Genomic DNA, 21,606 nt, shown 5'->3' with positions numbered 1-21,606 from the left:
ACTTCCGTGCCATCGCTGAACGCAACTTTGAACGACAAGCGCAATGCCTTCTCTGCGGAGAGCGCAAAAGGCATCGCTGACTTCAAGAAAGCTGTGCTGGACAATGCCAAGGCAAACGGTCTGACCACCAAGGCTGACGACAAGAGCATGAACAAGCTCATGATTGGTGTGATTCTTGTGTATCTGGTGATCCTGGTCACCATGGTGTACGGCCCCATTGCTGCCATGCTGGTAGAAATGTTCCCAACGCGGATTCGCTACACGTCGATGAGCTTGCCGTACCACATTGGTAATGGCTGGTTTGGCGGTTTGCTGCCGACGACCGCATTTGCGATGGTCGCGGCGACCGGCGATATTTATTATGGTCTGTGGTATCCGGTCGTTGTTGCAGCCGGCACCTTCGTGATTGGCATGTTGCTGGTCAAGGAAACCAAAGACGTTGATATTTACGCCAACGATTGAAATCACCAGTAAGGCCTCGTCGGTAAAAACGCGGGGCCTTCAACTTTAGAAACTCGATAGACTCTCGTTCATGCGCGGGAGTCTTTTTTATTGGAGACTGCGAAATGTGGAAATTAGTGATTGGATTTGTAGCCTTTGCGGCCCTGGCCCTTTACATGCTCAGTAAAGGCGGCGACATCGATCTGGGGGGTGAAAAGCATGGCGGCGACGCTGCCCATGCTCCCGTTGTGGCGGGTTCCACGCCAGCGCCGGGCCGCTAGTCCATAGGGCCACAACTTGCGCAACACCACGAAGTACCACAAATCTGAAGCGGGGCAACTTGCCTTGAAAGATCGGTCCGTGCTGACGCCCCGTCAGCGATCTGCTTTCATTCTGTTTGATGGAAACCGCGACCTCACGGAGGTGCTGCAGGCCACGGCGGCCATGGGTGTGTTGGAAGAAGACGTTGACCATCTGATCGGCCTTGGCTTTTTGGTGCCACCCGATGTGGTGGTGGAAACGCAAGCTCAGGTCAACGTGCGCGAGGCGACTGCAACACGGCTGACCTCGCAAGAGCGGTACAAAAAAGCCTATCCTGTCGCAGCGCAATTGACGGCAAGCCTGGGCCTGCAAGGTTTCCGTCTCAATCTGGCGGTTGAAGGCGCAGGTAATCTGGACGCCTTGCTTGCGCTATTGCCTGCCATCCGGAGCGCCGTGGGGCCCGCCAAGGCGGAGGCGCTGGAACAGGCCTTGCACGACTGAAAACTTCGCTGTGTAGTGATAACGTCCATGCCGACGTTGAAAGCGCATTGGGACTTTTTCCTGAGCGCTGGGCACGCAGCAACTGCATTGTCCGGGTTGATACAAGGAACGCGGGAATGCCTGTATCGAAGCACAAGGGCGGTTGGGCCATAAGCTGGGCAGACCACCCGCATGCGCTTGTCGTTTCCCTCGCGCCCGCTTAACGCCGGAACTTGCCGTCGGATCCGATGATGGATAAATCGGCGAAGTCCAGCCCGGTGTGGTCGTCGGTGGAATAGTTCACCTCCAGGCCGCCGATATCGAATTTGCGTATGCTTTCGAGCGCGGTCTGGACTTTTTCCCGCGTCGGTTTGGCGCCGGCCCGCCGCAGTCCTTCGACCAGCACCTTGGCCGCCGCAAAGCCTTCCAGCATCGCCGGGCTGATGTCGCCCGTGCCTTTGGCCTTGGACAGCTCCTGGGCTTCCTTGACCATGCCATAAGCGATGGAGCGCTCATACGGGAAGACCTGGGTCACGATCACGCCGCGCGCGTTCTCGCCCAGGCTTTTGATGAAGCCGCTCGATGCATTGTTGGACAGCGTCACCACCTGCGCTGCGGAGCCAGCCGCGCGCAGCGCCTTGGTGCCATCGACCACCGCCTGGCCAGAGGCCACCATAATGACCGCCTGCGTATTGGTCTGCACCACCTTGGGTACCAGCGGTGCAAAGTCAGGTTTGCTGCGGTTGAACTTTTCCAGCACCGAAGGCTGCAGCTTGGCCGCTGTCAGTCCTTTTTGCGCACCGGCCACGCCATCGGCGCCAAAGCTGTCGTCAGCGTAAAAAATGCCGATCCGGGTGATACCCATGGAGTTCAGGTGGGCGACGGCTTTTTCGGCCTCGCGCTGATAGGTGGCGCGCACGTTGAAGACCTGCTTTTTGACGGGCTGATGCAGCACCATGGCACCGGTGGACGGGCCAATCAGCGGCACGCCGTATTTTTCAAGCAGGGGCAGCATGGCTTCGGTATGCGGGGTGCCGCGCGTCAGGAACATGGCCGCCACGTTCTGATCTTCAATCAGTATGCGGGCGTTTTCGGCAGCCAGTTTGGGGTCGAACTTGTCGTCCAGCGAGATCAGCTCGATTTTCTGCCCATTGACGCCGCCCTTGGCGTTGATGGCGTCGATATAGAGCTTGGCGCCGTCGGTGGTTTCCTTGACGCCCGCCCCGACGGGGCCAGTGAAGCCTGCGGTTTGCCCGATCAAAATTTGCGCCTGGCCGGCGTGGCTCAGGGTGGCCAGGGCCAGGCCCGCCAACCACAGATTCAGTTTCTTCATGTCATTCTCCTAGGTCTGCAAGTTTACGGGGAGAGCCTGCATGGCGGCTGTGGAAACTACGGGCGGGAAAACCAGAAGAATGTGTCCAGTTGTAGCTGCTGGCCGCCTTAACCCCACACACCGTGAGCGCGGGTGCGCTGTCTAGAATGTTTGACCTCTTCAGGAAAGCCCCCACCCATGTCCCAGGGAATCATCCGCATTCGCGGCGCGCGCCAGCACAACCTCAAAAACCTCGATCTGGACATACGCACGGGTGAAATGACGGTGGTCACCGGTCCCAGCGGCTCGGGCAAGTCCTCGCTGGTGTTCGACACCCTGTTTGCCGAAGGCCAGCGCCGTTATGTCGAGACCTTCTCGGCCTACGCGCGGCAATTCCTGGACCGCATGGACAAACCGGCGGTCGACAAGGTCGAAGGGGTGCCGCCGGCGATTGCGATTGACCAGACCAATCCGGTGCGCAGTTCGCGCTCCACCGTGGGCACCATGACCGAGCTCAATGATCACTTGAAGCTGCTGTATGCCCGCGCCGCGCAGCTGTTCGACAAACAAACCGCGCAGGCGGTGCGCCATGACACCCCTGAATCGATTTATGCCGAATTGATTGCGCGTACTGCCGGGAGTGATCCACGCGTGGTAATGACTTTCCCGGTGGAGCTGCCCGGAAGCACCAGCGCCGAGGAAGTGACGCAGTGGCTGTCGGCCAGCGGCTTCACGCGTGTGCATGCCGAACGCGACGTCGCGACGCCGGCCGGCCCGCACAAGCTGCTCGATGTGGTGGCCGATCGCTTCCGCGTTCATGCGGCTGAAAAGTCGCGCGTGGTCGAAGCGATTGAAATGGCGCTCAAACGCGGCGGCCGTCTCAATGTTTACGTGCAGTCCGCAGAAGAGGGCGCGGCAGAAGAAATGTGGCGCTTTTCGACCGGCCTGCATTGCCCCGACAGCGACCTGCGTTACGCCGAGCCCACGCCTTCGCTGTTCTCCTTCAATTCGGCCATGGGCGCTTGCGACACCTGCCGCGGTTTTGGCCGTGTCATTGGCGTGGACTACGGACTGGTGATACCCAACGACAAGCTGACCCTCCGCTCCGGCGCCATCAAGACCCTGCAGACGCCGGCCTGGGCCGAAAACCAGGACGACCTGATGCGCCACGCGGAAGCCGCAGGCATTCCGCGCGACACGCCCTGGTACAAACTCACGCCAGAGCAGCAGCGCTGGGTCATTCACGGCACGCCCGGCTACAAGGACGGGCAGTGGAAAAAGCAGTGGTATGGCATCAAGCGCTTTTTTGCCTATCTGGAGACCAAGGCCTACAAGATGCACATCCGGGTGCTGCTGTCCAAGTACCGCAGCTACACGCCGTGCGAAACCTGCGGCGGTGCGCGCCTCAAGCTTGAAGCGCTGCTCTGGCGCCTCGGCTCCAAGGAGGCCGCCGACGCGGCGCTGTCGCCCGGAAAACGCTTCATGCCGGTCGGTGTGGACTGGAGCCGCGCGCAGCTGGAGGCCCTGCCCGGCCTGAGCCTGCACGACCTGATGCAATTGCCGATTGACCGCCTGCGTGAATTTTTCAATGGGCTGGCGCCGGCCGCGTTGCAGGATGGCAGCGTGCCCGATGCCGAGTTCAAGGCGCTCAAGTCGCTGTTCGAGGAAATTCACACCCGCCTCAAATACCTCTGCGATGTCGGCATCGGCTACCTGACGCTGGACCGGCAAAGCCGCACCTTGTCGGGCGGCGAGGTGCAGCGCATCAACCTGACCACGGCGCTGGGCACCTCGCTGGTCAATACGCTGTTTGTGCTTGATGAGCCGTCTATCGGTTTGCATCCACGTGACATGAATCGGATCACGCAGGCCATGCACCGCTTGCGTGATGCCGGCAACACGCTGGTGGTGGTTGAACATGATCCGGCGGTGATGATGGCGGCCGATCGCATGATTGACATGGGACCTGGCCCGGGAGAAAAGGGCGGCCAGATCGTGTTTGACGGCACGCCGGAAGACCTCAAACATGCCGACACCCTGACCGGTGCTTATCTCGGATCGCGCAAGCAGGTCGGTATGGGTTTCAAGCGACCCGTCACGGACAACACACCGCGGCTGATTCTTGAAGGCGCGCGAGATCACAACCTGAAAAACCTGACGGTGGAGTTTCCGCTGCAGCGGCTGGTTTGCGTGACCGGTGTCAGCGGCTCAGGCAAATCGACCTTGATGCAGGACATCCTGGCGCCGGCACTGCTGCGCCAGTTCGGCAAAGCAACCGAAACGCCGGGCCAGCATGACCGCCTGATGGGCGCCGACTATTTGACCGATGTGGTGTTTGTCGACCAGTCACCGATAGGCAAGACCGCGCGCTCCAACCCGGCCAGTTACGTCGGCGCCTGGGACGCGGTGCGCGAGCTGTTTGCCCAGGCGCCACTGGCCCGGCAGCGCAGCTACACCTCGTCCAAGTTCAGCTTCAACAATGGCGACGGGCGCTGCCCGACCTGCGGCGGCTCGGGTTTCGAACATGTGGAGATGCAGTTCCTCAGCGACGTTTACCTGCGTTGCCCGGACTGCGACGGCAAGCGCTACCGGCCCGAAATCCTGGAGGTGACGATTGAGCGCAAGGCCATCGGTGATGTGCATCCGCGCCTGATGAATGTGTCTGACGTGCTGGACCTGACCGTCAGCGAGGCCAGCCAGTTGTTTGCGCAGGACCGCGAAGTCATACGCGCGCTGCAGCCGATTGTCGATGTGGGGCTCGAGTACGTCAAGCTGGGACAGCCGGTGCCGACCTTGTCGGGCGGCGAGGCGCAGCGCCTCAAACTGGCCGGTTTCCTGGCCGGCGCGTCCAAAACCGCCAGTGTCAGCCGGCAGCCGCTGGCGCTCAAGAACATCAACCGCGGCACGCTGTTCCTGTTCGACGAGCCGACCACCGGCCTGCATTTTGACGACATCGCCAAGCTGATGCGGGCGCTGCGCAAGCTGCTGGACGTTGGGCATTCGCTGATCGTCATTGAGCACAACCTGGACGTGATCCGGTCTGCCGACTGGCTGATCGACCTGGGACCCGAAGGTGGCGAAGCCGGTGGCCTGCTGGTGGCCCAGGGCACGCCCGAGGCGGTGCGTGAACACCCGACATCGCACACCGCGCTGGCGCTGCGTGAGTACGAGGCGGCCATGGGTCAGGTGCACGGGGTGGAAGAAGCGCGCGTCAAGGTGTGGAAGTCCAAGCCGGCCTTCTCCAACCTGATCCAGATCGTCAACGCCAAGGAACACAACCTGAAAAGCCTGTCGGTCAATATTCCGCGCGGCAAGTTCAATGTGGTGACTGGCGTGTCGGGCTCCGGAAAATCCACCCTGGCCTTCGACATCCTGTTCAACGAAGGCCAGCGGCGTTACCTCGAATCGCTCAACGCGTATGCGCGCAGCATCGTGCAGCCGGCCGGTCGCCCCGAGGTCGATGCGGTCTACGGCATTCCACCCACGGTGGCGATCGAGCAGCGGCTGTCGCGCGGCGGGCGCAAGTCGACTGTTGGCACCACCACCGAGGTCTGGCACTTTTTGCGCCTGCTCTATGTCAAGCTCGGCATTCAGCACTGCACCAAAGACGGCGCCGCCGTCATGCCGCAAAGCCCGGAAAGCATCGCTGCCCAGTTGCTCAAGGCCTACCGTGGTCAGCACATCGGGCTGCTGGCGCCGCTGGTGATCAACCGCAAGGGTGTCTACACCGAGCTGGCCGACTGGGCGCGGCCGCGTGGCTACACGCATCTGCGTATCGACGGCGAGTTTTTGCCGACGACGAAATTTCCGCGCATCGATCGTTTCAAGGAACACACGGTCGAACTGCCGATTGCCGACATCCATGTGACGCCCGACAACGAAGCCGCATTGCGCCAGGCACTGGCCACGGCGCTGCAGCACGGCAAGGGCGTGGTGCATGTGCTGGCGCCGCTGACTGGCTTGCGCGGCGCGATGATGGCCGGCACGTCCACCAAACAGCTCGGCAAGCTGCAGGCCTCCTCGACGCAGCGCGCCTGTCCGGTCTGCGCCACGTCTTACCCCGAGCTGGATCCGCGCCTGTTCAGCTACAACAGCAAACACGGCTGGTGTCCGGACTGTGTTGGCACCGGCGCCAAGCTCACGAAAGAACAGCGCAAGGTGTTCGACGACTCGGTGCAGAGTGATGACAACAAGGGCCGCGAGCAGAGTTTCGCCGAGCCCGAAGCCGACGATGTGACGGACACCGCCTGCCCCGGCTGCCTGGGCACCCGCCTGAATGCGCAGGCGCGCGCAGTGAAGTTTGCCGGTGTCGGCATTGCCGACATCGCGGCGCTGTCGGTGACGGATGTGCGCGCCTGGGTCGAGAAGCTGTCGTTGTCCGGTCGCGAAGCCGGCATTGCCCGTGATTTGATTCCCGAGATCAAAAGCCGGCTGGAATTTCTCGAAGACGTGGGCCTGGGCTACCTGACGCTGGACCGTGGCGCGCCCACGCTGTCGGGCGGCGAGGCGCAGCGTATCCGGCTCGCCGCGCAGCTCGGCTCGAATCTGCAGGGCGTCTGTTATGTGCTGGACGAACCGACCATCGGCCTGCACCCGCGCGACAACCAGATCCTGTTGCGCGCTTTAGGCAAACTCAGTGAACGCGGCAACACCTTGGTGGTGGTCGAACATGACGAGGACACGATTCGCCGCGCCGACAACATCATCGACATCGGCCCCGGCGCCGGCAAGCGCGGCGGTCAACTGGTGGGGCAGGGCACGGCCGCGCACCTGGCCACCTTGCCGGATTCGCTGACCGGGCGTTATCTGGCCCATCCGCTGATTCATCCATTGCAGTTACGTCGCGAAACCCGCCTCGGCGTGGCGCCCGCTGCTGCGCAGGCCGTCAGCGATGTGCAGGCCAAACCGGTCAGCAAACAGAAAGCAGCGCTGCTCAAGGCGGCGGCGCTGAAAGCCGCGGCGGCCAGTGCCAGCGCGTTGCACAACGCGGCGCCTGTCGCGGCGGGGCCTTTCACGGCCTGGCTTACCGTGGTGAATGCTGATCTGCACAACCTCAAGAAGGTCTCGGTCACCGTGCCGCTGCACCGGCTGGTGGCCGTCACCGGTGTGTCGGGATCCGGCAAGTCGACACTGGCGCGCGATGTGTTGCTGACCAATGTGCATGCCGGCGTCATGTTGCGCTCGACCAAAGCCGGACGTGATGCCGACGACAAAGGCAAAACACCGGCCTGGACCGGTTGTGAAGCCATCGAGGGGTACGCTGCGGTGGACCGGGTGCTCGAAGTGGACCAGACACCGATCGGCAAGACGCCGCGCTCCTGCCCAGCCACCTACATCGGTTTCTGGGACACCATCCGCAAGCTGTTTGCCGACACGCTGGAGGCGAAGGCGCGCGGTTACAGTGCCGGGCGTTTCAGCTTCAACACCGGCGAAGGCCGTTGCCCGACCTGCGAGGGTGCGGGTGTGCGCACCATCGGCATGAGCTTTTTGCCTGATGTGAAAGTGCTCTGCGAAACCTGCCACGGCGCGCGTTTCAACCCCGAGACCCAGGCCGTGACCTGGCGTGGCAAAAACATCGGCGACGTGTTGACCATGGAAGTCGACGAGGCCGTCGGCTTCTTCGCCTCCATGCCCAACATTGCGCATCCGCTGCAGTTATTGAAAGACGTGGGCCTGGGTTACCTGACGCTGGGCCAACCCTCACCGACGCTGTCGGGCGGCGAGGCCCAGCGCATCAAGCTGGTGACCGAACTGTCGAAAGTACGCGACGACATCACCCGGCGCGGCCAGAAGGCGCCACACACCCTGTACGTGCTGGACGAGCCGACCGTGGGCCTGCACATGGCTGACGTGGAAAAGCTGATTCATGTGTTGCACCGCCTGGTCAACGGCGGCCACAGCGTGGTGGTGATCGAACATGACCTGGACGTGATTGCCGAGGCTGACTGGGTGATCGATCTGGGACCGGATGGCGGCAACGCCGGCGGCCAGGTGGTGGCGTCGGCACCGCCGGAGGCCGTGGTGAAGTTGGGTACCCACACCGGCAAGGCGCTTGCCAGCGTGCTTGCCCGTTAACAACGGAAAACCCGCAATAACAAAGGGCCTTGCGGGCTTTGGTGGCAAGTTGTAACCGTTTGTTCTTAAAATTACCGTTCAGTATTTTCTGACGTTTTTCTTAGAACATTCCATGACACGCTCTACCTGGCGCTTGCAGACCCTTTTCTTTTCACTTTTGATAAGCGCAGTCGCCGGGGTGTCGGCCCAGGTTCCTGCGGCCCCTGTTCCAACGGACGAGGGCGAGGCCTTGCCCCACCCGTGGGTGGTGCCGGCGCCGCGTGCGGCCGAGACCTATTTCACCAACCTGAAGGATGGCGCCACCCTGGAAGCGCCGTTTGTGGCGCGGTTTGGCCTGTCCATGCGCGGCCTGGTGCCTGCAGGCCAGACCGCCGGCCGCGCTGGCCACCACCATTTGCTGGTGAACCAGGATTTGCCGCTGGACTTCAAAAAGCCCTTGCCTTTCACCGACCAGTACATTCACTTCGGCAAGGGGCAGATGGAAATGGTCGTCAACCTGCCGCCAGGCAAGTACACCTTCCGCCTGCTGCTGGCGGACCAGGGTCACATCCCTTACTTTGTTTACAGCAAACCCCTGAGTGTGACCATCAGCAAACAGAACAAGGCGGTGACGCCGGCCTCGGTGCAGGGACCGCCCCGCGTTGAGCTGTTGAGCCCGGTCGACCGTGAAACCATCAAAGGGCCGTTTCGGGTTCAGTTTCACGCCACGGGCTACAACGTGTCGCATGGGGGGGCAAAAGCAGCCGACACCGGACATTTCCGCCTGACCATGGAGCGTGCCGGACGCAAGCCGGAGGTGCTCGACTTCACGGCTGGGCAGACAGAAACCTGGCTCAATCCGCCGGCTGGCGACTACAACCTGCGGCTGGAGATGGTCAGCAACGCGGCTGACGGCAAGGTGCTCAGCGCCGCCAAACCATCGACGCTGTCGGTCGCTGCACGCTAGGCGACGCGCGCCTCCAGCAATGCCCCCGCTACTTCGGTAAAGCCGGCGCCGCGTTCACCGTTCGTGATGTAGCGCGGTTTGTGGCTCAGATCGGCTTCGAAGCGGCGGATGTTGGCCACGCCCACCGAGTACGGAAAGGCCTCGAACATCAGCTGGTCGTTGGTCGAATCGCCGATGTAGACCCAGCTCGCAATCTCGGTATCCAGGTCGCGGCCGAACAGCTCGCGCACGATCCAGCGCGCGCCTGCCAGCTTGTTGTGCGCGCCGAACCAGCCGTTGATGTGGATGGAGCTCACGGTCGCGTTCATGCCTTCGCTTTGCATGATCTGCATGGCCTTGGCGATGGCTTCGGGTGACAGATGCACAAACTCGCTGTGGTCGATGGCGATGTCGGTTTCACGCCCCGGACTGTCTTGTGAGATCACCGTGCCAGGCACTTCGCGGACGATACGAGCCGCCACCTGCTGCATGCGGGCGTAGTTGGCCAGCCGTGTCGGTCTGTCTTGTTGGTATATTTTTGATAGCAGCTCACGACCGCCGGATATGGGCTGAAGCCCGATTTGATCTCTAAAAAGTGCCACAGCGCCGTTTTCCGCCACGATGGCATCGACCGGCCAGGCCAGCGCAAAAGGTTCGCTCCATCCCACCGGCCTGCCAGTGATCGGTACCACCTGCAATCCGGCGGCTTTCAGGTCTGCCAGCGCCCGCAGAGCGTCTGCCGTGATCGCGCCGTCCGTTGTGAGCGTGTCGTCGATGTCGGTGAAGACGCCGGTGATGCCTTGCCGGTCGGCCAGCGGCCAAGCGTCGAGGCTCAGCATTTCAGGACGATGGGTTCCAGCGCATCACCCTGCGGCAGGATGCGGCCAATCGCCACGGTTTTGTCGTAGCCGAGTTTGCGCAGGGCGGCGATACAGGCATCGGCCCGGTCGGCGGGCACGCTGGCCAGCAAGCCGCCGGCAGTTTGCGGGTCAAAGATCAGCGGGTAGGCCGGGTGCGTGACCGCTTCGGCCTGGTTGCGCAAGGCGCGGCGCAGGCGCACATTGGCCGGCTGCAGGGAGCTCAAAATACCGGCCGCGCTGGTCTCCAGCGCGCCGTCGAGCAGCGGCAGCGCGGCCAGGTGCAGCTCGGCATCCACGCCGGAAGGCCGCGTCATCTCCACCAGATGCCCCAGCAGGCCAAAGCCGGTGAGGTCGGTGCAGGCGGTGGCGCCGTGCGCTTGCAGGCACTGTGCGCCCAGGCGATTCGACTGGATCATTGAGCTGAGTGCCGCATCAATCCAGCGGCCCCGGGTTTTGAGCCGCGCATGCGCCGCAAACAAGGTGCCGGTGCCAATCGGTTTGGTCAGCAGCAACACGTCACCGGGGCGCATGCCGCCCTTTTTCAGCACCGTGTGCAGGTCTTCATCGACCAGACCGTTGATCGCAAAACCCAGCGCCAGCTCCTTGCCCTCGCCGGTGTGGCCGCCGACCAGCGCGCAGCCGGCTTCGTTGAGTACCTCCACTGCGCCGGTCATCATCTGGAACAACACGTCCTCCACCTTGGCCTCCAGCCCGGAAGGCACGGTGGCCACGGCGGTGGCCGACTGCGCCTGGCCGCCCATCGCAAAAATATCGCCGAGCGCATGGTTGGCCGCGACTTTGCCAAACAGGTAGGGGTCGTCGATGAAGGCGCGAAAAAAATCGACCGAGTGCACCATGGCCTTACCCGGCGGCACGCGCACCACCGCCGCATCGTCGGGCGCGTGCAGGCCAATCAGTACATCGTCGCGGTCTATCGGCTGCAGGGCGCCGAGTGCGCGGGACAACACTGTGGCGCCGACCTTGGCGCCGCAACCGCCGCAGCGCATGGCAATGGCGGAAATCGCCTGCGCAGCTTCTTCCTGATCAAGCTTGACGCGGGACGGCGCGGTCTGGCCCATGGCGCTGTCGTCCATCACCGGGAAGGTCTGGAATTTGTCCATGAAGCGCCGGTCAATCCAGTCTTTCCAGCGCCAGACCCATTCGCCCCGCCAGCTCAGCGCGCCGCGCGAGGCGACCGCAAAACGGTCGCCGGTGCTGATCAACGCCAGCCAGTTGCGTTGCGGCCGGTAGCTGACCAGCGGCTCGCCCAGCACAGAGCGGCGCAGGTTGGCGGCCAGCGGTTTGGCCTGGCGCACCGCAAACACACCGGCCTTGGGCAGCGGGCGGCTGCTGAAGGCGGCAATGTCGCCGGCTGCAAAAACCGCCGGGTCACTGATACTTTGCAACTGGTCGTTGACCTCGATGAAGCCACCGGCGTCCAGCGCCAGCCCGGTCTGGCGTAGCCAGGCGGCACCGCCGGCCTGCGTGACCCAGACGATTTCGTCCATCTCCATCAACGTGCCGTCGCTGGTTTTAATGCTGCGCTCCGACACCTGCGTCACTTCGCTGTTCAGATGTAACACCACCTGGCGCTCGGTTAGCACACGCTGAAACGCCTGGCGTACACGCAGGTTGTGGGTGGGCAAAATGTCGGCGGTATTGCTGAACAGGTGAAAGGCCAGCTCGTTCGGGTCACGACCCAAAGCGTGTAGATCGCCGCGCAGCCGGTGCTGCATCGCCAGCGTCAACTCGACCCCGCCGGCGCCTGCGCCAACGATGGCAATACGGGTTTTGCCCGGATGTTGCCGCACGCGGGCCAGCAAGCCCAGCCAGCGCTCATTGAACAGATGAATCGGTTTGACCGCCACCGCATGCTCTGCCGCACCGGGCACCTGGCCGATTTGTGGCGCCGAGCCGATGTTGATGGACAGCCTGTCGTACGGCACCGGCGGGCGGTGGCGGCAAATGACTTTGCCGTTGGCCCGGTCCAGACCAATCACCTCATCGCGGAAAAAACGCGCACCGGCAAAAGCGGCCAGCGTGTTCAGATCTATATGTACATCGTCGTAGCTGTAGTGGCCGGCGATGTAACCCGGCAACATGCCCGAATAGGGCGTTTCGGTGTCGCGGCAAATCACCGTCAGGCGCACGCCGGGGATGGGTTTCATGCCAAAATTTTTCAGTACACCCACATGGCTGTGGCCACCGCCGACCAGCACGATGTCGCGCAGCACAGGTTGTTCGCTCGATTGCATATCAGTTCAGATAGAAGGTGGCTTGGCGGGGAGGGGCTGCAGCTCCTGCACCAGTTGCAGCAGCGCGCGGCGTTCAGCGCCCGGATCAAAAAGAGGTGCACGCCGCGCGCATTGTGCGCCCAGTTGCGCCAGCAGGCCTTGCGGGCCGGACGTGTTGCGGCAGCGTTGCAGCAGGGTAGCCAGCGCGGCCGCATCACCCCACTCAAAATAGCCCGCATAGTCCTTGCCCAGCATGCCGATGTTGCCGGCAATGCGCGAGGCAATGACCGGCGTGCCGCTGCGCACCGCCTCCATGATCACATGGGCGCCGCCCTCCATGCGGCTGGTGTGCACCAGCACATGGGCGCGCTGGATGCGGCGGCGCGTGGCTTCATGCGTCTGTCCACCCAGCCAGCGGTAGTTGGGGCAGGCGGCGGCGGTGGCACGGGCTTGCTCGCCCAGAGCGGCGTCCAGCCCATCGCCGATGTGGTCGATGAACAGCGTCGCTTGGCCTGCCAGCAGCCGAGCGGTTTCAAACAGGGTCTGGGGCGATTTTTCTTCACGCAAATGCCCCACCATGACGGCGCGCAGCATTTGGGCTGATTTGGCCAGGGGCTTGCGCGCTGTGGTGGACTGGAAGATCACCGAGGTCTTGGCCCGCAGCTCCGCAGGCAGCGCGTCGGGGCCGCATTCCTGCAGCACCACCAGGCGCTGCGCAAGCGCCAGGGACTGGCGCGCCGCATCGTTGTTGTGGATGTCGCGGTACAGGTCGGTGCCGGTCAGCACCACCGCCAGCCCGGACTGGCCACGCGCGGCCGCCCAGGCCGCAATGGATGCGGCCGAGCGCCGCGCATGCAGCGCCAGCAGCACCTGGTCTTGCGCCGATGCGGCCACGTCGGGCCATTCACGCACAATCCGCACCGACTGGGGTGCCAGCATCTGCTGCCAGCGCCGGGCGGTTTGCCAGTTCCCGTTGTTGGCATCGGCCAGGGCGGGGCTGACAATCACCACGCGGGTGCGAAGAACGGGGGAGGGCATCGTCAGGAATGTAGCAGGGCGGACGCAAGGGTTTGGGTTGTCGGGTTTAATACCGTTTTGCCAACTTCCCGGGGAGTCTTTCATGACCCGTTTTTTCAGCACCCCTGCCTTCAAGGCCCTGGCCCTGTGCGCTGTGTTCACAGCGGCGGCGGCGTCCCACGCCCAAGCGGTGTTTCGCGTCACCACCATTCCTGAAGAAGCGGCCACCGAGCAGATGCGCAAGTTTGGCCCCATCGTCAAATACCTGGAGCAAAAGCTCGGCATGAAGGTCGAGTTCACGCCGGTCAGCGACTACCCGGCGGCGGTCGAAACCCTGGTCAACAAGAACATTGAAATGGCCTGGCTGGGCGGCTTTACCTTCATCCAGGCGCAAAACCGCTCGGGCGGCAAAATTGTGCCGATTGCCCAGCGCGAAGAAGACACCAAGTTCCAGTCGGTGTTTATTGCCAAAACCAACTCCGGCATCAAGACCCTGGCCGACCTCAAGGGCAAACAGGTCAGTTTTGGCTCGCAGTCCAGCACCTCGGGCCACCTGATGCCGCGCAGCTTTTTGCTGCAGGCCAATATTGACCCTGACAAAGACTTCAAACGGGTCGCCTATTCCGGCGCCCATGACGCCACCATTGCTTCTGTGGTCAGCGGCAAGGTCGAGGCCGCTGCCCTGGACATCACGGTCTGGAACAAGTTTGTCAAGGAAAACCGGGTCGACACCAAAGAAGTCAACGTGTTCTACACGACGCCGGGTTACTTCAACTACAACTGGGCGGTGCATGCCGACATGCCGGCTGCCTTGCGCGAGAGGGTCACCAAAGCGCTGCTGGAGATTGACCCGGCCACCGCGCAGGGCAAGGAAATCCTGGACCTGAACCGTGCCACGCGTTACATCCCGACCCAGGCCAGCAACTACCAGGGCATTGAAACCGCCGCCCGGAGTGCCGGCTTGCTGAAGTAAGTTGCTATTGAATAAATAGCTGCTTACACAGGTGGCATATGGGCTGGAGGCTATTTTGATATGAAGATCGGACTGGAGAGGGTGGCTGCGCGGCATCCGGCGGCAACGCGTGATGCGCCCGCAGCGCTGCGCGGCCTGTCGCTGGCGGTGGCCCCAGGCGAGCAGCTTGCTGTCATCGGGCCGTCCGGCGCCGGCAAGACCACCTTGCTGCATCTGCTGGCCTGTGCGCTGTCGCCGTCGGCGGGCAGCTTGCAGCTGGGCGGGCGCAATCCGTGGCAATTGCCGCGCCGCCAGCTCCAGCGTTTGCGGGGGGAGTTGTTTCTGGCGCCGCAGGTGCCGCCGCTGCCACCGCGCCAGCGCGTGGTCACGTCGGTGTTGGCCGGGCGCCTGCCGCAGATCGGCCTGTGGCAAAGTCTGCGCAGCCTGTTTTACCCGACGGCGATTGCGCAGGCCGACGCGGCCCTGGCGCGCTTTGATTTGAGCGATAAGCTGTTTGCGCGTGTGGACCGGTTGTCTGGCGGCGAGCGCCAGCGCGTGGGCTTGGCCCGCGCATTGGTCACCGAGGCCAGCCTGCTGCTGGTGGATGAACCGCTGTCGGCGCTGGACCCGACGCGCGGCCAGCAGGCGATTGCTTCGCTGACGCAGGCGGCGCGCGAGCGCGGCGCCACGCTGGTTTGCACCCTGCACCATGTCGAGATGGCGCTACAGCACTTTCCGCGCATCATTGGTCTGCGTGACGGCGAACTGGCCTTTGACCTGCCCGCTGCGCAGGTAACGCCAGAACGGCTGCAGGCCCTGTATGCCCAGCATCTGGATGAGCTGACCGGCCCGGCGCGCGAGCCCTTGGACCTGCCTGCCCCGCCCGTGCTCCCCGCCGTCATGCACTGCCGCTGACCCGGCTGGACGCACCCATGACCGTCGCCACCTTGCCACCCCCGCGCGCCGGGCTGCGCGATCCGGCCTGGCGCGGCCGCGTCACCTGGGCGCTGTTGGCCGTGCTGCTGCTGTGGCCGGCGCTGGTGTTGACCGAGTTCAAGCCCTGGGTGATGTTTGAGCCCGGCACGTTGTCGTCCACGCTGAAGTTTCTGGGCGACTTTTTTCCGCCCAAGATAGAGGGCGAGTTTTTATGGCTGGTGGCGCGTGAGACCTGGCGCACGGTGGCGATTGCCACAGCCGGTATGGCGCTGGCCTTGTTGCTGGCCATACCACTGACCCTGCTGTCGGTGCGGGTGTTGTCGGTGTCGGCGTTGAGCGGGCGCATGGCGCTGTTGCCGGCCAGCTTGCGGCAGTTGGTGCGCTGGCTATTGATTCTGCTGCGCAGCGTGCCGGAGCTGATCTGGGCGCTGATTTTTGTGCGTGTGGTCGGTCTCGGCCCCACCGCCGGGGTGCTGGCGATTGCGTTGACCTACAGCGGCATGCTGGGCAAGGTGTATGGCGAAATCCTCGAAAGCGGCGACAGCCATGCCACGGCGTCGCTGCTGCGCAATGGGGCGGGCCGACTGCAGGCTTTCTTTTATGGTTTGCTGCCGCAAAACGCGGCCGAGCTGACCAGCTACAGCGTATACCGCTGGGAGTGCGCCATCCGTTCCTCGGCGGTGCTGGGTTTTGTAGGCGCAGGCGGCCTGGGCCAGCAGATGGACGCCTCCATGAAGATGTTCAACGGCTCCGAGGTCAGCACCATGCTGCTGGTTTTCATGGTGCTGGTCTGGCTGGCCGACCAGGCGAGCGCCTGGCTGCGCAAGGCCCTGGGGTAAGCGGGTGATGGACCAGCTACGCCCTTCCACCCCCGCCGCCAACGAGGTGTACCGGTTGCCGCCGCCGCTGTTTGATGCGCGCTGCAAGGCCTGCTGGCTGGTGGCCGGGGTGTTGCTTCTGGTGCTGCTGAGTTTCTGGTCGCTGGAGCTGAAGTGGGCACAGTTCTTCTCGTTAGACGCCTTGCGCAAGATGGGACGTTTTGTCGGCGAGCTGCTGCACCCGACGGGGGAGGCCGCCTTCATCAAAAAGCTTTTGCCAGCGACCCTGGAAACCCTGGCCATGTCGGCCCTTGGCACGCTGCTGGCGGCGATTTTTGGCTTGTTGCTGGCGCTGCCCGCCAGCCGGACCCATGCGCAGGACCCGGCCCGGTGGAAGGCCGTCACGCGCTTGTTGCTGAACGCCTTGCGCAGCATTCCAGAGCTGGTCTGGGCCGCCCTGCTGCTGATTGCCGCCGGCCTCGGCCCGCTGGCCGGTACGCTGGCTTTGGCCTTGCACACCACCGGCGTGCTAGGGCGCTTGTTTGCCGAGGCGATTGAAAACGTGCCAGAAGGTCCGGGCGCGGCTCTGCGCCTGCGTGGCATTGGCGAGGGACGGGTGTTTTTGTACGCCACCTTGCCTCAGGTGTTGCCGCAGCTCATGAGTTACACCTTGTACCGCTGGGAGAACAACATCCGAGCCGCCGCCGTGCTGGGTGTGGTGGGCGCGGGTGGTCTGGGGCAGTTGCTCGCGTTTCACATGGGACTGTTCCAGATGCAGGAGACCAGCTCTATCCTGCTGGCCATGATCGGCCTGGTGGCGCTGGTCGATGCCTGCAGCTACCTGGCGCGCCGGGCCATGGCGCGTTGAAGTCGCAAGGCGATTGCGGGGTATTTGCCCGGGGGTTTGCAGACCGGAAGGCCCGCCGTATAGAATAGAGGCCGTCCGAGGAGCGATGCAACCTGCCACACACTGACCCCGTCAGCTGGCGCGTGAGGCTCGGACACCAGGCCGCATGCCGGCTCTGCCTCCCAACCGCGCTCACCCACTGTGCTGTGAGGTGAGTCGACTCCAGTAGTGGTATTTAAAAAGCCTGTTTTGGAGTCACCATGAGCGCTGTTCTCAAACCCCTGCACCCTGATTACGTTATTGCCGACCTGTCGCTTGCCGACTGGGGCCGCAAAGAGCTGAAAATTGCCGAGACCGAAATGCCCGGTCTGATGGCCATTCGCGAAGAATTTGCCAAAGCGCAGCCACTCAAGGGCGCGCGCATCACCGGCTCGCTGCACATGACGATCCAGACCGGCGTGCTGATCGAAACGCTGCAGGCCCTGGGCGCTGACGTGCGCTGGGCTTCGTGCAACATCTTCTCCACGCAAGACCACGCAGCCGCAGCGATTGCCGCCGCCGGCACCCCGGTGTTTGCCATCAAGGGCGAAACCCTGGCCGACTACTGGGACTACACCCACCGCATCTTCGAATTCACCGGCGCCAAAGGCACACCGGAAGAAGGACCGAACATGATCCTGGACGACGGCGGCGATGCCACGTTGTTGATGCACCTGGGCACCAAGGCTGAAAAAGACGCCTCCCTGCTGTCCAAGCCTGGCAGCGAAGAAGAAATCTGCCTGTTCAACTCGATCAAGGCCAAGCTGGCGCAAGACCCGACCTGGTACAGCCGCCGCCTGAAAAACATCATCGGCGTGACCGAAGAAACCACCACTGGCGTGTTGCGCCTGAACGAGATGTCGGTCAAGGGCACGCTGGCCCTGCGCGCCATCAACGTCAATGACTCGGTGACCAAGTCCAAGTTCGACAACCTCTACGGTTGCCGCGAATCACTGGTTGACGCGATCAAACGCGCGACCGACGTGATGATTGCCGGCAAGGTCGCGCTCGTCGCCGGTTACGGTGACGTGGGCAAGGGTTCTGCCCAGGCGCTGCGCGCGCTGTCGGCCCAGGTCTGGGTGACCGAGATCGACCCGATCAACGCCCTGCAAGCCGCGATGGAGGGTTACAAGGTTGTGACCATGGAATACGCCGCCGACAAGTGCGACATTTTTGTGTCCGCCACCGGCAACAAAAATGTGATCACCTACGAACACATGGCAGCCATGAAAGACCAGGCCATCGTCTGCAACATCGGCCACTTCGACAACGAGATCGACGTTGCGGCACTCGAGAAGTGCAAATGGGAAGAGATCAAGCCACAAGTCGACCACGTGATCTTCCCGGACGGCAAACGCATCATCCTGCTGGCCAAGGGCCGCCTGGTCAACCTGGGTTGCGGCACCGGCCACCCGAGCTTCGTGATGTCGTCGAGCTTCGCCAACCAGACCATTGCCCAGATCGAGCTGTTCACCAAACAGGCCGACTACGAAGTCGGCAAGGTGTATGTGCTGCCGAAACACCTGGACGAAAAAGTCGCGCGTCTGCACCTGAAAAAGGTCGGCGCGATGCTGAGTGAGCTCAGCGATGAGCAGGCGGCGTACATCGGTGTATCCAAAGCCGGCCCCTACAAAGCCGATACCTACCGCTATTGAGCTGCGCTACTGCGCGGCCGTGATGCGTCGTTGCGGGTCCCGATCGGGCAATCCTCATGCACCTGAAGTGCACTCCGGTTGCCCGACGCCCGCGCCTAGCCTGACGGCCGCTCGCTACGCGCCAGAAGTTTCAAAGAAAAATACCCATGCGCGCTGACCTCTTCCTCGTTGACAACGGCCTTGCTGCCACCCGCTCCCAGGCCCAGCGCCTGATTGCGTCGGGCGTGCGCTGGCGCGCCGAGGAAAGTTCGCCGTGGAAAAAAGTCGCCAAAAATGGCGACGAGATTCCTGGGGGCGCTGAAGTCGAGATTCCTGACGCCACCGAGGCCAAATACATTTCGCGCGGCGGTCTCAAGCTCGAAGGCGCACTTGCGACGTCCGGCATCCAGGTGGCGGGTCTGCGTTGCCTGGACATCGGCCAGTCCACCGGCGGCTTCACCGATTGCCTGCTGCAGCAGGGTGCTTTGCAGGTGGTGGGTGTGGACGTGGGCCATGGCCAGTTGCACCCCAGCCTGCGGGCTGACCCGCGTGTGGTGTGTATCGAGGGTGTCAATGCGCGTGCCATGACTGCTATTGATTTGATAGCTGGTCCCGCCCATCCGGCAGGGGCTGAGGCCGAATTTGATGATGAAAACGTCGACGACGAAGATGCCGAGCTGGTCGAAGCGAATTTCGACTTTCTGACCGGCGACCTGTCCTTCATCTCGCTGACCCTGGTGCTGCCGGCGGTGGTGCGCCTGCTCAAACCCGGTGGCAATGCGCTGATGCTGGTCAAGCCGCAGTTTGAACTGCAGCCCGGCCAGATCGGCAAGGGCGGTATCGTGCGCGACGCGGCGCACTTCGCATTTGTTGAACAACGCCTGCGCGACGCTTGCACCGCGCTGGGCATGGATGTCAAAGCCTGGATGGCCTCGCCGATTGAAGGCGGCGACGGCAACCGCGAGTTTTTCATCCACGCGACCAAGGGCCATGACAACGCTGGTGAAGACCAGCCCCTGCCCGCGGCACCGCCACGCAAGGCCGCCAAACGCACGCCGCGCAGCGAACTGCGTGCGATGCATGCGGCGCATGAGGACTCCGAAGAAGCCCACGCCGGTCAGCACGGCCCGGCGCGCGGCAAACGCCGGGACAAACCCGACGAAGAATGAACAGATAAAGAAGATTGTGATGAATCTGCCCATCAGCTTTGAATTTTTCCCGCCCAAGACGCCGGAAGGCGCCGACAAGCTGCGCCTGGCGCGCCAGGCGCTGTACCTGCACAAGCCGGAGTTTTGTTCCGTCACGTTTGGCGCGGGCGGCTCAACGCAAGAGGGCACCTTCGGCACGGTGGGTGAAATCCTGAAAGAAGGCGTGGCCGCGGCCTGCCATTTCTCCTGCGTCGGCGCGACCAAGGCCACTGTGCGCCAGCAACTGGCTTCGCTGCAGGCCATGGGCGTGAAGCGCCTGGTGGCGTTGCGTGGGGATTTGCCCAGCGGTTATGGCGCGGGCGGCGAGTTCCATTACGCCAGCGACCTGGTAGCTTTTATCCGCGAGTTCACGGGTGACGCCTTTCACATTGAAGTAGCGGCCTACCCCGAGATTCACCCGCAGGCCAAATCGGCCGATGCCGACCTGCAGGCTTTTGCGGCCAAGGTCAAAGCCGGTGCCAACTCGGCCATCACCCAGTACTTTTTCAACTCGGACGCTTACTTCCGTTTTGTTGATGACGCGCTGCAGTTGGGCGTTGATGTGCCGGTGGTGCCCGGCATCATGCCGATCACCAGCTCAACCCAGCTGATGCGGTTTTCCGACGCCTGCGGCGCAGAAATTCCGCGCTGGATTCGGCTGCGCCTGCAGGGGTTTGGTGACGACATCGCGTCCATCAAGAGTTTCGGCCTCGATGTGATCACCGACCTGTGCGACCAGTTGCAGACGGCGGGGGTGCCGGGGATTCATTTCTACACGATGAATCAAGCCGCTGCCACGACAGAAATTCTGAACCGACTGCAGCGGACTTCCCGAGTTTGAGTCTTCACGACGCCGTTTTCCGTGGCTGGTTCACCGCCAGCCTGCTGACGCTGCTGTCGGCCTGCACCACGCCGCCGTCCAGCCCGCCCGCCTCGCCGGTAACTGCGCCCGGCGCTCCGGCGACTGCGACGAAAGCACCGTCGGAAGTAAACGCCTCACCTATCGCACCGCCAGATGCGGTGTCTGTCCTGCCGTCTGTGCAAGATGACCCAGCGCTACTCGCCGGCGAATCTGCCCGCGAGTTCGAACAGGGCAAAGCCTCCTGGTACGGCCCACGTTTCAATGGCAGGCGCACCGCCAGCGGCGAGCGTTACAACATGCATGAGCTGACGGCCGCGCACAAAACACTGCCCTTTGGCACCGTAGTGCGTGTGCGCAGCCTGGTGAACGGCAAAGAGGTCGATGTGCGCATCACCGACCGCGGCCCCTTCAGTCGTGGCCGCGTGATCGACCTGAGCCGCGCCGCCGCCGAGGCGATAGGCATGCTGGGGCTGGGCGTGAAAGACGTGTTGCTGCTGGTGCCGGAATCCACACCAGCGGTCGCCACGCCGCCAGCACCGGCCAGACGCGCCCGCGTGATCAAGCGCCCCCCGAACCCGCGCTGACCCCAGCGCTGTCATCCCGGACCAGATCCGGGATCCATGCGAGGCGAGCCGTTGTCGCAGCTGTTCCAGAGAAGTTTAGGCATTAAATGTGCATCCAGCCCTTATTCAGTGTCCACAGACAGCTCCTGAATTCATAGCGAAT

16 protein-coding genes and 1 riboswitch are annotated in these 21,606 nt (G+C 63.1%); of the genes, 12 read left to right on the top strand and 4 right to left on the bottom strand.

What is annotated here, in order from left to right; all coding sequences use genetic code 11:
- Together ACH2CW_RS01565 and ACH2CW_RS01560 are read left to right on the top strand one after the other, a co-directional pair.
- Positions 1 to 462 (top strand): MFS transporter (locus ACH2CW_RS01565; protein ID WP_395055094.1); only part of this gene is annotated, 462 nt, incomplete at its 5' end.
- 276 nt (positions 463 to 738) lie between these two features.
- Positions 739 to 1,203, top strand: coding sequence for a hypothetical protein (locus ACH2CW_RS01560; protein WP_395055093.1), 465 nt, complete (start codon positions 739 to 741; stop codon positions 1,201 to 1,203).
- 199 nt (positions 1,204 to 1,402) lie between these two features.
- Here ACH2CW_RS01560 and ACH2CW_RS01555 read toward each other — a convergent pair whose 3' ends face one another.
- A complete protein-coding gene (locus ACH2CW_RS01555) occupies positions 1,403 to 2,515 on the bottom strand; it encodes an ABC transporter substrate-binding protein (protein WP_395055092.1) in 1,113 nt (370 codons plus the stop codon).
- Positions 2,516 to 2,692: 177 nt separating this feature from the next.
- Between ACH2CW_RS01555 and uvrA the strand changes: the two genes are divergently transcribed.
- Together uvrA and ACH2CW_RS01545 are read left to right on the top strand one after the other, a co-directional pair.
- Entirely contained in the window at positions 2,693 to 8,569 is a 5,877-nt protein-coding gene (uvrA, locus tag ACH2CW_RS01550) for an excinuclease ABC subunit UvrA (RefSeq protein ID WP_395055091.1), read from the top strand.
- A 112-nt stretch (positions 8,570 to 8,681) separates the two neighbouring features.
- A complete protein-coding gene (locus ACH2CW_RS01545; RefSeq protein WP_395055090.1) occupies positions 8,682 to 9,515 on the top strand; it encodes a DUF4399 domain-containing protein in 834 nt (277 codons plus the stop codon).
- Here ACH2CW_RS01545 and ACH2CW_RS01540 read toward each other — a convergent pair.
- Genes ACH2CW_RS01540 through senB form a run of 3 tightly spaced genes read right to left on the bottom strand, consistent with a single transcriptional unit; the run spans position 9,512 to position 13,626 of the window.
- On the bottom strand, positions 9,512 to 10,333 hold the full coding sequence (locus ACH2CW_RS01540; RefSeq protein WP_395055089.1) for an HAD-IIB family hydrolase: 822 nt from the start codon (positions 10,331 to 10,333) through the stop codon (positions 9,512 to 9,514). The genes ACH2CW_RS01545 and ACH2CW_RS01540 overlap by 4 nt on opposite strands.
- Positions 10,327 to 12,609 (bottom strand): selenide, water dikinase SelD, encoded by a 2,283-nt coding sequence (selD, locus tag ACH2CW_RS01535; protein ID WP_395055088.1) that lies wholly within the window; start codon positions 12,607 to 12,609, stop codon positions 10,327 to 10,329. Before selD ends, ACH2CW_RS01540 begins: the two co-directional genes overlap by 7 nt.
- Positions 12,610 to 12,615: 6 nt before the next feature.
- Complete coding sequence (senB, locus tag ACH2CW_RS01530; protein ID WP_395055087.1) at positions 12,616 to 13,626, bottom strand: selenoneine biosynthesis selenosugar synthase SenB; 1,011 nt, start codon at positions 13,624 to 13,626, stop codon at positions 12,616 to 12,618.
- Between the two features lie 82 nt (positions 13,627 to 13,708).
- On the opposite strand from senB, the gene ACH2CW_RS01525 reads away from it, so the two are divergent.
- From ACH2CW_RS01525 to ACH2CW_RS01490, 8 genes are all read left to right on the top strand, one after another.
- Positions 13,709 to 14,578, top strand: a complete 870-nt coding sequence (locus tag ACH2CW_RS01525; RefSeq protein ID WP_395055086.1) for a putative selenate ABC transporter substrate-binding protein — start codon at positions 13,709 to 13,711, stop codon at positions 14,576 to 14,578.
- Between the two features lie 60 nt (positions 14,579 to 14,638).
- Positions 14,639 to 15,472 carry a phosphonate ABC transporter ATP-binding protein gene (locus ACH2CW_RS01520; RefSeq protein ID WP_395055085.1) on the top strand — a complete coding sequence of 278 codons (834 nt, stop codon included), beginning with the start codon at positions 14,639 to 14,641 and terminating at the stop codon, positions 15,470 to 15,472.
- 17 nt (positions 15,473 to 15,489) lie between these two features.
- Positions 15,490 to 16,332, top strand: a complete 843-nt coding sequence (locus tag ACH2CW_RS01515; protein WP_395055084.1) for a PhnE/PtxC family ABC transporter permease — start codon at positions 15,490 to 15,492, stop codon at positions 16,330 to 16,332.
- A gap of 7 nt (positions 16,333 to 16,339) precedes the next feature.
- Positions 16,340 to 17,179 carry a phosphonate ABC transporter, permease protein PhnE gene (gene phnE, locus ACH2CW_RS01510; RefSeq protein WP_395055083.1) on the top strand — a complete coding sequence of 280 codons (840 nt, stop codon included), beginning with the start codon at positions 16,340 to 16,342 and terminating at the stop codon, positions 17,177 to 17,179.
- A 71-nt stretch (positions 17,180 to 17,250) separates the two neighbouring features.
- A riboswitch (S-adenosyl-L-homocysteine riboswitch) is annotated at positions 17,251 to 17,359 on the top strand.
- 59 nt (positions 17,360 to 17,418) lie between these two features.
- Entirely contained in the window at positions 17,419 to 18,852 is a 1,434-nt protein-coding gene (ahcY, locus tag ACH2CW_RS01505; protein ID WP_395055082.1) for an adenosylhomocysteinase, read from the top strand.
- A gap of 146 nt (positions 18,853 to 18,998) precedes the next feature.
- Entirely contained in the window at positions 18,999 to 20,000 is a 1,002-nt protein-coding gene (locus ACH2CW_RS01500; RefSeq protein ID WP_395055081.1) for a TlyA family RNA methyltransferase, read from the top strand.
- 19 nt (positions 20,001 to 20,019) lie between these two features.
- A complete protein-coding gene (gene metF, locus ACH2CW_RS01495) occupies positions 20,020 to 20,859 on the top strand; it encodes a methylenetetrahydrofolate reductase [NAD(P)H] (protein ID WP_395055080.1) in 840 nt (279 codons plus the stop codon).
- Positions 20,856 to 21,464: a septal ring lytic transglycosylase RlpA family protein gene (locus tag ACH2CW_RS01490; protein ID WP_395055079.1), complete on the top strand. Its 609-nt coding sequence runs from the start codon at positions 20,856 to 20,858 to the stop codon at positions 21,462 to 21,464. Before metF ends, ACH2CW_RS01490 begins: the two co-directional genes overlap by 4 nt.
- Positions 21,465 to 21,606: the final 142 nt, after the last annotated feature.

Source organism: Polaromonas sp., assembly GCF_043778355.1.
Lineage (GTDB): Bacteria > Pseudomonadota > Gammaproteobacteria > Burkholderiales > Burkholderiaceae_C > Polaromonas.
This window is presented reverse-complemented; position numbering and strand designations above follow the sequence as displayed.

Excerpts from the sequence above, each read along its gene's own strand:
- ahcY (WP_395055082.1), top strand. The coding sequence starts at position 17,419 with ATGAGCGCTGTTCTCAAACCCCTGCACCCTGATTACGTTATTGCCGAC.
- ACH2CW_RS01545 (WP_395055090.1), top strand. The coding sequence starts at position 8,682 with ATGACACGCTCTACCTGGCGCTTGCAGACCCTTTTCTTTTCACTTTTG.
- senB (WP_395055087.1), bottom strand. The coding sequence starts at position 13,626 with ATGCCCTCCCCCGTTCTTCGCACCCGCGTGGTGATTGTCAGCCCCGCC.
- ACH2CW_RS01555 (WP_395055092.1), bottom strand. The coding sequence starts at position 2,515 with ATGAAGAAACTGAATCTGTGGTTGGCGGGCCTGGCCCTGGCCACCCTG.
- uvrA (WP_395055091.1), top strand. The coding sequence starts at position 2,693 with ATGTCCCAGGGAATCATCCGCATTCGCGGCGCGCGCCAGCACAACCTC.
- metF (WP_395055080.1), top strand. The coding sequence starts at position 20,020 with ATGAATCTGCCCATCAGCTTTGAATTTTTCCCGCCCAAGACGCCGGAA.
- ACH2CW_RS01525 (WP_395055086.1), top strand. The coding sequence starts at position 13,709 with ATGACCCGTTTTTTCAGCACCCCTGCCTTCAAGGCCCTGGCCCTGTGC.
- phnE (WP_395055083.1), top strand. The coding sequence starts at position 16,340 with ATGGACCAGCTACGCCCTTCCACCCCCGCCGCCAACGAGGTGTACCGG.
- ACH2CW_RS01500 (WP_395055081.1), top strand. The coding sequence starts at position 18,999 with ATGCGCGCTGACCTCTTCCTCGTTGACAACGGCCTTGCTGCCACCCGC.
- selD (WP_395055088.1), bottom strand. The coding sequence starts at position 12,609 with ATGCAATCGAGCGAACAACCTGTGCTGCGCGACATCGTGCTGGTCGGC.
- ACH2CW_RS01540 (WP_395055089.1), bottom strand. The coding sequence starts at position 10,333 with ATGCTGAGCCTCGACGCTTGGCCGCTGGCCGACCGGCAAGGCATCACC.
- ACH2CW_RS01515 (WP_395055084.1), top strand. The coding sequence starts at position 15,490 with ATGACCGTCGCCACCTTGCCACCCCCGCGCGCCGGGCTGCGCGATCCG.
- ACH2CW_RS01520 (WP_395055085.1), top strand. The coding sequence starts at position 14,639 with ATGAAGATCGGACTGGAGAGGGTGGCTGCGCGGCATCCGGCGGCAACG.